The sequence below is a fragment of the Pseudaeromonas sp. HNCC25DJ182 genome (genome assembly GCF_055413365.1).
The window spans coordinates 33730-45868 of the sequence record NZ_JBVAYG010000022.1 but is presented as its reverse complement, the minus strand read 5'-3'; the positions used below and the strand labels follow the sequence as shown (position 1 = coordinate 45868).

The 12139-nt window shown below is 57.5% G+C and carries 12 protein-coding genes; 4 read left to right on the top strand and 8 right to left on the bottom strand.

The genetic code is table 11. The features are described from left to right. Positions 1-105: 105 nt before the first annotated feature. The 3 genes from hslV (at position 106) to rraA (ending at position 2670) form a co-directional block, all read left to right on the top strand. Entirely contained in the window at positions 106-639 is a 534-nt protein-coding gene (gene hslV, locus ACZYUB_RS15540; RefSeq protein ID WP_463949158.1) for an ATP-dependent protease subunit HslV, read from the top strand. A gap of 46 nt (positions 640-685) precedes the next feature. Then, on the top strand, positions 686-2014 hold the full coding sequence (gene hslU / locus ACZYUB_RS15535; protein ID WP_463949157.1) for an HslU--HslV peptidase ATPase subunit: 1329 nt from the start codon (positions 686-688) through the stop codon (positions 2012-2014). A gap of 170 nt (positions 2015-2184) precedes the next feature. Beyond that, complete coding sequence (gene rraA / locus ACZYUB_RS15530) at positions 2185-2670, top strand: ribonuclease E activity regulator RraA (protein ID WP_460883433.1); 486 nt, start codon at positions 2185-2187, stop codon at positions 2668-2670. Positions 2671-2730: 60 nt separating this feature from the next. Here rraA and ACZYUB_RS15525 read toward each other — a convergent pair whose 3' ends face one another. The 7 genes from ACZYUB_RS15525 to lexA all read right to left on the bottom strand — a co-directional run bounded on the left by ACZYUB_RS15525 (position 2731) and on the right by lexA (position 8977). Further along, the gene (locus ACZYUB_RS15525) at positions 2731-2940 is read right to left on the bottom strand and encodes a cell division protein ZapB (RefSeq protein ID WP_460883434.1); all 210 of its coding nucleotides are present in this window, start codon (positions 2938-2940) and stop codon (positions 2731-2733) included. Between the two features lie 145 nt (positions 2941-3085). Then, positions 3086-4357, bottom strand: coding sequence for a hypothetical protein (locus ACZYUB_RS15520; protein WP_463949156.1), 1272 nt, complete (start codon positions 4355-4357; stop codon positions 3086-3088). An 82-nt stretch (positions 4358-4439) separates the two neighbouring features. Further along, entirely contained in the window at positions 4440-5219 is a 780-nt protein-coding gene (gene cysE, locus ACZYUB_RS15515) for a serine O-acetyltransferase (protein ID WP_460883436.1), read from the bottom strand. 3 nt (positions 5220-5222) lie between these two features. Beyond that, positions 5223-6140: a cation efflux pump FieF gene (gene fieF, locus ACZYUB_RS15510; RefSeq protein ID WP_463949155.1), complete on the bottom strand. Its 918-nt coding sequence runs from the start codon at positions 6138-6140 to the stop codon at positions 5223-5225. Between the two features lie 499 nt (positions 6141-6639). Next, the gene (locus tag ACZYUB_RS15505; RefSeq protein WP_463949154.1) at positions 6640-7623 is read right to left on the bottom strand and encodes a substrate-binding domain-containing protein; all 984 of its coding nucleotides are present in this window, start codon (positions 7621-7623) and stop codon (positions 6640-6642) included. Positions 7624-7732: 109 nt separating this feature from the next. Beyond that, positions 7733-8197 carry a tRNA (cytidine(34)-2'-O)-methyltransferase gene (locus ACZYUB_RS15500; RefSeq protein WP_463949153.1) on the bottom strand — a complete coding sequence of 155 codons (465 nt, stop codon included), beginning with the start codon at positions 8195-8197 and terminating at the stop codon, positions 7733-7735. Positions 8198-8353: 156 nt separating this feature from the next. Then, entirely contained in the window at positions 8354-8977 is a 624-nt protein-coding gene (gene lexA, locus ACZYUB_RS15495) for a transcriptional repressor LexA (protein ID WP_463949152.1), read from the bottom strand. 180 nt (positions 8978-9157) lie between these two features. On the opposite strand from lexA, the gene plsB reads away from it, so the two are divergent. Next, complete coding sequence (gene plsB / locus ACZYUB_RS15490) at positions 9158-11590, top strand: glycerol-3-phosphate 1-O-acyltransferase PlsB (RefSeq protein ID WP_463949151.1); 2433 nt, start codon at positions 9158-9160, stop codon at positions 11588-11590. A gap of 77 nt (positions 11591-11667) precedes the next feature. Here plsB and ACZYUB_RS15485 read toward each other — a convergent pair whose 3' ends face one another. Continuing rightward, on the bottom strand, positions 11668-12135 hold the full coding sequence (locus tag ACZYUB_RS15485; protein WP_463949150.1) for a 2TM domain-containing protein: 468 nt from the start codon (positions 12133-12135) through the stop codon (positions 11668-11670). Positions 12136-12139 lie beyond the last annotated feature (4 nt).

The following is a 12139-nucleotide window of genomic DNA, read 5'->3' as shown; positions in this document are numbered from 1 at the left end:
TCACTGCTTCTGCTCTTGAAAAGCTTTACCGCCGACCCCATCTGTTTGACAGACACGCGTACAAGCCCATAACGGCACGCCCTATCTGCTCAAGCGAGGTTTCCAGTGACTACAATCGTATCCGTGCGCCGTAACGGCCAGGTGGTGATCGGCGGCGACGGCCAGGTCTCCCTGGGTAATACCGTGATGAAGGGCAACGCCCGCAAGGTTCATCGCCTGGCCGGTGGCAAGGTGTTGGCCGGATTTGCCGGTGGTACCGCCGATGCCTTCACCCTGCTCGAGCGCTTCGAAGCCAAGCTGCAGGCCCATCAGGGTAATCTGGAACGCGCCGCCGTGGCCCTCGCCAAAGAGTGGCGCAGCGATCGGGCACTGCGCAAGCTCGAAGCCATGCTGGCCGTGGCCGATGCCAACAAGTCCTTCATCATCACCGGAAATGGCGACGTGGTGCAGCCTGAGCAGGATCTGATCGCCATGGGCTCCGGTGGCAGCTATGCCCAGGCTGCGGCTCGCGCCCTGCTGGAAAATACCGAGCTGGATGCCGAAACCATCGTCAAAAAGGCCTTGGCCATTGCCGGTGATATCTGCGTCTTCACCAACAGCTTCCAGACCATTGAAGTGCTGGACTATCCAGCCGCCTGACTCGTCCATCGGGCTGAGCATCTCGGCCCGTTATAAGGAATTCACCATGTCCGAAATGACCCCCAGAGAAATTGTCCACGAGCTGGATCGCCACATCATTGGTCAGGCCGACGCCAAGCGCGCGGTGGCCATCGCCTTGCGCAATCGCTGGCGTCGCATGCAGCTCGAGCCGGGGCTGCGTCAGGAAGTGTCGCCGAAAAATATTCTGATGATCGGCCCCACCGGGGTCGGCAAGACCGAGATCGCCCGTCGTTTGGCCAAGCTGGCCAACGCCCCCTTCATCAAGGTAGAAGCCACCAAGTTCACCGAGGTGGGTTATGTCGGTAAGGAAGTGGATTCCATCATCCGCGATCTGACCGATATGGCGATGAAGATGGTGCGCGAGCAACAGATCGAAAAGAACCGCTACCGTGCCGAAGAGGCGGCGGAAGAGCGGATCCTGGATGCCCTGCTGCCCGCGCCTCGCGAAGGCTGGGGCCAGAGCGAGAAACCGGACAACAGCCATACCCGCCAGATCTTCCGCAAGAAATTGCGCGAGGGCGAATTGGATGACAAGGAGATCGAGCTGGAGCTCGCCGCTCCGCAAGTGGGGGTGGAAATCATGGCCCCTCCCGGCATGGAGGAGATGACCAATCAGCTGCAGAGCCTGTTCCAGAACATGGGCCAGGGTCAGACCAAGAAGCGCAAGCTCAAGGTCAAGGATGCGCTCAAGCAACTGATCGAAGAGGAAGCGGCGCGGCTGGTGAACCCGGAAGAGCTCAAGGAGCAGGTGATCGCCGCGGTCGAAAACCAGGGCATCGTCTTCATCGACGAGATCGACAAGATCTGCAAACGCGGCGAATCCTCCGGCCCCGATGTCTCCCGCGAGGGGGTTCAGCGGGATCTGCTGCCCCTGGTCGAAGGCTGCACCGTCAATACCAAGCACGGCATGGTGCGTACCGACCATATACTGTTTATCGCGTCGGGCGCCTTCCAGATCGCCAAACCGTCGGATCTGATCCCGGAACTGCAGGGTCGTTTGCCGATCCGCGTCGAACTCGGAGCACTCAGCACCGATGATTTTGAACGTATTCTCACCGAGCCCAATGCCTCGCTGACCGAGCAGTACCAGGCGCTGATGGCCACCGAATCGGTCACCATCGAGTTTACCAGCGGCGGGATCCGGCGCATCGCTGAGGCCGCCTGGCAGGTCAACGAACGCACCGAAAACATTGGCGCCCGCCGTTTGCATACCGTGATGGAAAAGCTGATGGAGGACATCTCCTTCGAAGCCTCTGACCATGCTGGTCAAACCCACGTCATCGATGTCGAACACGTCAACGCGCATCTGGGCAAACTGATCGAAGATGAGGATCTGAGCCGCTACATTCTCTAATTCCTCTCCTTCCAGCGGTTCGAGTCAGCCTCAAGGCTGGCTCGAACCCTGCTCATCGCCAAAATTATGACCTCAAGAACAGTAACCGCTTGTAGAGTGGGGATTCGCTTTCCAAAGCCGGATGGGCTCCTTATACTTGAGCCACCTGTATCCACCTCGGTAAAAAAACCATGGAATACAATACTTCAGAACTTTGTGACACCTATGCCGATCTGGTCGACGTCGTCGAGCCCATGTTCAGCAGTTACGGCGGCCGGAACTCCTTCGGTGGCGTCATCAGCACCATCAAGTGTTTCGAAGCCAATGGCCTGATCCGTGAACTCATCAAGGAGAGCGGTGTGGGTCGGGTATTGTTGATCGATGGCGGCGGCTCGCTACGACGCGCGCTGATTGACGCCGAGATGGCAACCATAGCCCAGGAAAATGGCTGGGAAGGCATTGTCTGTTACGGTAGCGTGCGGGAAGTCGATGCGCTGGGCGATCTGGATATCGGTATCCAGGCCCTGGCCTCCATCCCGGTCGGCGCGGAAGATAGCGAAACGGGCGATACCGATCTGCCGGTGAATTTCGGCGGTGTCACCTTCCTGCCGGATGATCACCTGTATGCCGACACCACGGGGATTATTCTGTCGCCTGAGCCCCTCGACATCGAGTGATAGCTCCTACAAAAACGCCGGTCATTGACCGGCGTTTTGCTATGGCATCCGTGACGGGATTCAGACACTCTCTTCCATCTGATCCATCTTGCCCAGCAGGGCGCGCAGGCGATCTTGCCAGGCTTGATGATCATTGCGCAGTTGCTGGTTTTCATCCTTGAGCCGCAGGTTCTGAGTCTTCAACTCTTCCATTTCCATTTTCAGCAGTGCGATGTTGTCTACCGCGGTCTGCACCTTGGCTTCTAGCTGTTCCAGTACTTCAAGAGACATAGTCATACCCATTGTCTTGTGGCTCATTTCCGGGAGGTGATCACCCAGGCTCAGGGCCCAGAATACCCCGTCCCCCCAGAGGCAACAAGGGTTGGCACCGGCTTTGTCCCCTCCACTGGCTTACTTGCTGCTTTCCTCGGCAACCTCAGAGCAACTGTCGGTACAGGGCGAACAGACCGGCACACACCAGCAGCATCTTGCCCGCATACCCCAGATTCCAGAACAGCAGATCCCGCGCCCGGACCCGGTAGCAGGCCAGCAGAGCCAGGTTGGCACCGGATAAGGGAGTCGCCCCGGTGGCCAGCCCCCAACCCAGCAGGAATGTCATGCCAAGCAGGGTCGGATCCGGTTGCAAATGCCAAAGCAGCGGCGAAAGCGAGGAGATGGTGATGATGGGGTGAACCCCCAGATAGGCGATGAGCAGGATCAGGGCCACGGTCAGAGTGGCCTCCAGCACGCCAAACTCATGGAAGGCTGCCAGCAAGGGCGCCGGTGACCAGACTTGGGTCAAACCGTTGATCGCTGCGGCCAGGAGGCCAGCACCGAGGAACAGTACCAGCTGACTGCCCATGGCCGGAAACCGCTCCGTCACCTGACGGCGCAGTGCCAGGGTCATATTGTGCTTCGGCATCAACAGCATGGAGATCAGGGGGGCGGCCAACGAAATGATGCCGACAATACTCAACTCCGGCCACACCAGCCGCCCCAGGATCACCGTCAGGGCCAGCAGCCCCGGCAGCAACAGTGTCTGCACCCGCAACGGGTAGCCCTCGAAGTTGTCGACGCCCAGGCGGCGAACCTCCAGCGCCGTGAGCAGCATGGCGGCGAGAGAACCTAACACACCGAACGGCAGCAGATGGGTGAAGATCATCCCCGGGGCATAGGTCACGGCGACCGCCATGGCGATGAAGAATGGCGACCAGAAGGCGGCACAGCAATAGATACGGCTGAGCATGATCACCTGTCGCCGCTCGAGCCGGCCTTGCCGCGCCAGGCGATCACCGACCACAAACAGCACCGACATATTGATGACGGCACCCAACAGGTTGACGCCCAGGAGGGTACTCCAGACCCCCTTCCAACCCGGCCAGGTGCCCTTGTTCTGGGTTAGGGAGCCGGTGGCCAGATTCAGACAACTCACCGCCGCGAACAGGGTGACCATATCCACGTTTGGTAACAACAGGTCAGATAACGCCAGTCGCGCGCCCTGACTCCAGGCCAGCAGCAGCAATAACAAGGCGCCCAGGTAGAGCCCCAGACACTGCCGTCGTGCGGCCGGATCCAGGGTCGGCCCCAGCAACAGGGCTGCCCCCCAGGCTAGAACAGCCGCAGGCCAGATAGAAACCTGGAGATAGAGATGCGCCAGATCGGCCAACCACATGCAGAGGATCAGGACACCGGCAATCGGTTTGCTCAAGCCAGGACTCCTTGCGCAGGCTGCGGGCAGGGAGACGAGTGATCCGTCCCGCCTGCCCGGCTCAGGACGGCAGGCGAGCGGGCTAGAGCCCCTGATTCATATCCAAAGAAGGCTTGTCACAATCGGGATGGCCGACTTCCCGGGCGGGAACCCCGGCGACCGTGGTATGCGGCGGTACGGCTTGCAGCACCACACTCCCGGCACCAATCTTGGCACCGCAACCGACTTCTATATTGCCCAGCACCTTGGCGCCCGCCCCGATCATCACGCCTTCGCGGATCTTCGGATGACGGTCACCATGCTCCTTGCCGGTGCCGCCCAGGGTGACGTTTTGCAGGATCGAGACATCATTCTCCACCACCGCCGTTTCGCCGATGATGATGCCGGTGGCATGGTCAAACATGATGCCCCAACCAATCTGGGCCGCCGGATGCACATCCACCGAAAACACCACGGAGATCTGGTTTTGCAGGAACGTGGCTAGCGAATAGCGCCCCTGCTGCCATAACCAGTGCGCGACCCGGTAGCCCTGCAGGGCATGGAAACCCTTGAGGTAGAGCAAGGGGGTGGAGTAATAACGCACCGCCGGATCCCGATCCTTGACCGCACAGATATCGGCGGCGACGGCATCCAGAATATCCGGTTGCGCCGCCAACGCGGTCTCGATCACCTCGCGCAGCACCATGGCTGGCATGACCGCACTGGCCAGCTTGTTGGCCAGTTGGAAACTCAGGGCTGAGCGCAGCGAATCATGGTTGAGGATGGTGGAGTGAAAGAAACTGGCCAGCATGGGCTCTTCGGCGGCCATGATGACAGCCTCTTCACGAATTTTATCCCAGGTGACTTGTTTGATGCAGGCCATAGCTCATCCTTGCGCTTCGGGGTGACGGGAGACAGCGTCTTCCCGTTGCAATACAGAAATAGGGTCCATATGAATGATGACATCGGCCTCCGGGAAAGCCTCGCGGATCTGCGCCTCGGCCCGATCCGCCAGATCATGAGCCTTCACCAGCGGCAAGGAGTCATCCAGTTCGAGATGGAGCTGAATAAAGCGCAACGGACCGGACTGACGGGTACGCAGGTCGTGGATACCATGTACCCCAGCGACCGAGGTTGCCAGCGTGATGATCTGCTCCCGCTCCTCATCCGGCAGTTGCCGATCCAGCAGCGTCTGTACCGCTTCATAGCCAATCTGCAGCGCGCCCTTGAGGATATAAAGCCCCAGCAGCATGGCAAACAGGCCATCGGCCCACAACCAGCCATACCAGGAACAACCCAGCGCCAGCAAGACACCGGCATTGAATAACAGATCGGATTGGTAGTGCAGACGATCCGCCTTGATGGCCTGACTCTGGGTCTTTTGTACCACCATGCTTTGGAACAGCACCAGCAATAAGGTCAGTAACAGGGCCCCGACCGTCACCCAGATACCGATATCCAGATGGCGCATCGGCTCCGGATTGACCATGCGGGAGAAACCATTCATCACCAGCACGACCGCGGAGCCGGTGATAAATGCCGCCTGGGCCAGACTGGCTAGCGACTCGGCTTTGCCATGGCCAAAGCTGTGATCCGAATCGGCAGGCACCAGGGCATAGCGGATCGCCACCAGATTGATGATGGAAGCACTAATGTCCATCAGCGAGTCGGTCAATGATGCCAGCAGACTGGAAGAGCCCGTCATCAACCAGGCGGCCAGCTTGGCGATAATCAGTATTCCGGCGGTTGCCGTTGAAGCCAGACCCGCGAGCGTCACCCAGCGCGAGTAGGAAGTAGTGGTCACAGTGTCATCCCCGACGAACCAGGAGGCATTCCGCACCTCCGAATGTGAAAAGGATCACTATCATACCTGTTGGCAAGGTAAGGACAATCCCCGGCCGAGCCATCCCGCCAGCCAGACGGACAAATGCAGGCCTGCTCCCGAATTCACCCAGGGATAGAATGACGAACGACCTGGCCACGGGAGACAGGAGACGACAGCCGCATCATGGGTGACCACGGGCAACGGAGAGGATGCCAGGAATGGGTGATAAACGCCCCGTCATAGACGTCATCCATAATATGGAACGAGCACAGAATTAAATAATGCATTTAATTGAGCCTAAAAACTTACAATATTAAACAAGAAATAAAGAAATAAAGAAATAAAGGAATAAAAGAATAAAAGAATAAAAGAATAAAAGAATAAAAGAATAAAAGAATAAAAGAATAAAAGAATAAAAGAATAAAAGAATAAAAGAATAAAAGAATAAAAGAATAAATTTTAATCTATGCTCGAATTTTTATTTCCTAATTCGCATCATGCTACCTTCATCATTATATAAATCAAGAAATTGCTGCGCTTGTGCAGAGTGCATATTCTCGACTGTGAGATAAAATACCGGGGTGTAGATCACCTCCTGAGGTGCGGGCTGGCCACCATGAGCCGCCATGACCAACTTGACGCCCTGAAAGCCGATGGCATGGGGCTGCTGAAGTAATAAACCATCAACCTCTCCGGATTCAAGCCCCTGAATCAGATAACGATTATAATCAAAGCCAATATGTATCAGGCGTTTTTTTTGGCCTTTTCTTTTTATTTCGGCCATGACACCCAGCGTCGTCGATTCATTGGGGGTAAATAAACCATCCAATTCGGCCATATTCTGCTGCAAATAAAGGTCCGCATTATGTCGGATTTCAACGATCCCGGAGCCAAGATAAGCGGGCGGCAATAACTTCAAACTGGATTTTTTGATCTCATCGAGAAAACCCTGTTCACGGGCATCGGTGGAAGCCACTCCCGGTTTCAACCTTAAAACCGTCACCGCCCCCTCGCCTCGCAGGCGCGCTATCATCTCTCGCGCCGCCTGTTGACCAGCCCGATAATTATTGGTCATGACCTGGGCGTAGACAGTCCCTAGCGCCATACTCCGATCGATCAACACAATGGGTAAATTTTTTTGTCTAAACAGATCCAGAGTCTTGCGATGTTCCGGTGAGTTGGACGCCAGAACCACACCAATACACTGCTTTTCCAGGGCTTCCCGCAGGATCTGCTCTTGGGCATCGACAGAGGTTTCGTCGTAGAGCACGCGAAAGAAAATATCCACGCCCAGCTCACTGCCCGCCTGCAAAGCACCAGCCTCAAGGGCTCGCCAGAAGTGGTGCCCCGTCCCTGCCGTGATGACGGCCACACACTCCCGGGCAAACGCACTCTGGCCCAGAGACATCATCAACAGGACGCCAATACACAGTGAATAGAGCCACCGAGCGGCAAAGGTCATATCTGGCCACCTTCCGGCATGAAGCCCCTGTGATTACGAGGATGAGCAAAGTATAGACACTCAGGCCTCGTTGTCACCGCCCGATGCCAGACAGGACAGCCACTGGCGCTCAACCCGTGACGGCAAAATCAAGCTGACGCCAGGCCTCGTAGCTGACAATGGCAACGGCATTCGACAAGTTCAGGCTGCGCGAACTGCTGAGCATGGGGATGCGGATCAGATGATCCTGCGGCAAGCTGTTGCGAACGGCATCGGGCAGGCCGGAAGTTTCCGAACCGAAGAGCAGAACATCACCGGCCTGATAGGCAGGTGTGGTGTGAGGCGTCGTGCCCTTGGTGGTCAGGGCAAAGATCCGACGGCCCTGCATGGCCTCGGCAAATGCCGCATAGTTGCGATGACGGGTTACAGTCGCCAGATCGTGATAGTCCAGACCGGCCCGCCGCAGCTTTTTCTCTTCCAGATCGAAACCCAGAGGTTCAATCAGATGCAGATGGCAGCCATTATTCGCCACCAGACGGATGATATTGCCGGTATTGGGAGCAATTTGCGGTTCAAACAGGGCGATATGAAACATCGGAGCAATGGGGACCTGAGGGGAAAAATGCCATTCTACCCCAAGGGGAAACGTCTGGAACGGGGAAATTGCCACGGCATGCTGTGGATTACGCCACCGTAGCATGAAGACTGGCAGGCCAGTCCGCTGTCCGGCCTGCCTGCCAAGATGAACAAACTAGTGCCAGCTGCCGTTGCGGATCACACCCACCGCCAGCCCTTCAATGCTCAGCGATTGTTCGGTCAAATCGACCTGGATCGGCTCCAGCGCCTCGTTTTCCGGCAGCAAACGCACCTGATTGCCCTTGCGCTCGAAGCGTTTGACCGTGACCTCGTCATCACCGACCCGGGCCACCACGACCTGACCGTTGCGCACCTGTTCGGTCTTGTGCACCGCCAGCAGATCGCCATCCAGAATGCCGATATTTTTCATACTCATCCCCTGCACCCGCAGCAGGAAATCGGCTCTGGGTTGAAACATGGCGGGATCGATCTGGTAGTGAGTCTCGACATGCTCGGCGGCCAGGATTGGCTCACCGGCCGCCACCTGACCGATCAATGGCAGGCCCAACTCCTCTTCGACTACGTCCTCTTGCAGCAGCTGAATGCCACGGGAAGTACCCGGCATGATGTGGATCACCCCCTTGCGCGCCAGGGCCTTGAGGTGCTCCTCCGCCGCATTGGCAGACTTGAAACCCAATTGGGCAGCAATCTCGGCCCGGGTCGGCGGCATTCCGGTCTGCTGCATGCATTCCTTGATCAGTTCCAGCACTTCAGTTTGGCGAGGGGTCAGATGTTTCATGGCGTTTGCCTGTCTATTTATACAGATAACTGTGAGTATATACAGGCATTTATCAAGCGCAAGATAAATGCCGGACAAAGGTTACAAAAGCTCTCCACTCATGACACAAGTCAGCATTCCACGACAAGTCGGGCCAGTTTTGCTATGCTGGCGCCGCATTTTTTTTGAGGATACAGCACCATGTCCTTCGGCTTTTCCCTGGCCCGGGCCCTATGCCGCTTGCCTGTTCGTCTACTGGTCAACCACAGCAGTCTCCCGGAAGACCCATTGGGCCAATTGGGTCTCGACTTGGGACGACCCATTGTTTATGCCCTGAGCACTGACTCGCTGAGCGATCTGCTGACCCTGGAGCTCTGTGCCAAAGAGTTGGGACTGCCCAATCCATTTTCGCCGCTCACCGTACAAGGGGTGAGTCACCCGCGCTATGTCTGCCTGGATCGTACGCCGTCGCTCCTCGGCAACCCGCGCAGTGGCATACCCCACCTGGACACCTTTCGCGAATGGTTGAGTCTGCACGAACAGAACGCGCAACTGGATATCCAGTTGGTTCCGGTGACTCTGCTGTGGCATCGCGCCCCGGGCCGTGAACGCCCGCACCGGCTACAACCGCCACACCAGACGCCAGGCGCATTGCGCAAAGCCGCTATGGTGTTGCTGTATGGTCGGGAAAACCGGGTCCGCTTCTCGACGCCAGTGTCTTTGCGTAGCCTGGTCACCGAGCTCGGCACCGACGAAGTGGTGGCTCACAAGCTGGCACGAGTGGCGCGTATCCACTTCAGCCGTCAGCGTCAGGCCGCCAAGGGACCACGGCTGCCCGATCGCCAGGCCCTGTTTCGTGAACTGTTGCGCAGCGACAACATAGTCCGCGCCATCGCCGAACAGGCGCAGAGTGAAGGCAGCAGCGAAGAGCTGATGCGCGCCCGGGCCCTAGGTTATCTCGACGAGATGGCATCCGATTTCTCCTATCGGCTGATCCGCTTCGGCGACTACTTCCTCGGCTGGCTATGGAATAAGCTGTATCGCGGCATCACGGTTCGTGGTGCCGAGAAGGTGCGCCGGTTGGCCCGGGAAGGCCATGAGATCATCTACATGCCCTGCCACCGCAGCCACATGGACTATCTGCTGCTCTCCTATGTCATCTACCATCAGGGCATGGTGCCGCCGCATATTGCCGCCGGGATCAACCTGAATTTCTGGCCGGCGGGGCCCGTGTTCCGTCATGGTGGTGCCTTCTTCCTGCGGCGTAGCTTCAAAGGCGACAAGCTCTATAGCACAGTGTTCCGTGAATACCTGAGCCAGCTGTTTGCCCGTGGCTATGCGGTGGAGTATTTCACCGAAGGTGGCCGCTCCCGCACCGGACGACTGTTGCAGCCGAAAACCGGCATGATCGCCATGACGCTGCAGGCGCAGTTACGCGGCATCAAGCGCCCCCTGACCTTTGTCCCCGTCTATCTGGGCTACGAGCATGTGATGGAAGTGAACACATACCTCAAGGAGCTCAAGGGCAGCCGCAAGGAGAAGGAGAGCCTGTGGCAGGTGGTCGGGATCCTGGGCAAATTGCGCAACTTTGGCCGCAGCTTCGTCAACTTCGGCGAGCCACTGACCCTGCATCAGTTCCTGCAACAGCAGGTTCCCGAATGGCGGGATGACATAGATCCAACCGGCCAATGCCGCCCCGAGTGGTTGCCCGCGACCGTGGATATTCTGGCCAAGCAGCTGATGACTCGCATCAATGACGCCGCCGCGGTCAATGGCCTGACCCTGAGTGCTCTGGCTCTACTGGCCACCGACAAACAGGCACTGCCGCGGGAAGATCTGCTGGCCCAGATCCGCCTCTACACCGCACTGTTGCAACGGGTGCCCTACAGCCCGTTCAATACGGTGCCGACGGCCAGTGCCGAGGAGCTACTGGAGCAGGCACTGGAGCTGAACAAGTTCCAGGTGGAAGAGGATAAGCTTGGCCAAATCATCAGCATGGATCGCTACCAGGCGATCCTGATGACCTTCTACCGCAACACGATCCTGCATCTGTTCGCGCTGCCCAGCCTGATCGCCACCCTGATCGAGCGTAACGAGGGGATCAATGACATCGATCTGCTGGCGCGTTGCCGACGGATTTATCCATTGCTCAAGAACGAGTTGTTCCTGCGTTATGAACTGGAGGCGCTGGATACCCAGGTGCCGGCTATTCTCGCCGCGTTCCAGGAGCTGGCGCTGATCGAAGAACATAACGATGGCTACTGGGTGCGTCCGGAAGAGCAGATGCGGCTGTTGTTGTTGGGACAGAGCATTCAGGAGACCCTGCAGCGCTACGCCATTACCCTGTCACAGATCCAGCAGCAGCCGGCGATCACCCTGCAGCAGTTGGAATCAGACAGTCAGATGATGGCAGTACGGCTGGCGACCCTGCATGGCATTCATGCCCCGGAATTCAGCGACAAGAGCCTGTTCAAGACCTTGTTGCTGAGCCTGCAGCAGGAACAGTATCTGCAGTGCCAGGGTGACGATCAGCCGGTGACTCAGAACAGCGAGGCACTGGCAGAACTGGCGGCCATTTTGCTACCCCTGCTGCCGGATCGGGTGCGTCGCACCCTGCTGATGCCCGCTCGTTAACGTCCGAGCGCAGCACATATAAAGCGCCCCTGAATCCTGCACCAATGGCTGGATTCAGGGGCGCTTTTTTGCCCGCGTTACAACTTGCGGCCGAGCCGTTTTTCGATCTGGCGCTTTTCCCATGCGGGTCCGAAGAAATTAAACACTTCAAACACATTCAGACCATGAAACAGCACCCCGATACCCCAGCCCAACATGGGCCACCAGGCCCAGATATAGCCAGGCGCTGTCGCCAGGTTGATGATGAAGAGCATGGTAATCACCAGCACATACTTGATGGCGTGTGAATAAAAGCCCTTGATGTCGCGAACGTATTCGATGGTCTTTTGCTCTACTGGATCTATGGATTGTTGGTGTGTCATATCCTGTTCCTCGGGTGGTGTCTCGACGGGAACATCAAAAACAGCGGCGAGAGATTTTCGTGATTCAAGCCCAGGAGTCTGGCCCCTCTCTATACGCTGGATGGTGCGAATACTCAGGCCACTTAATTGCGCGAGCTGGTCTTGGGACCACTGCCGTTGCAGTCTAAGTTTACGAACATTCATTGTG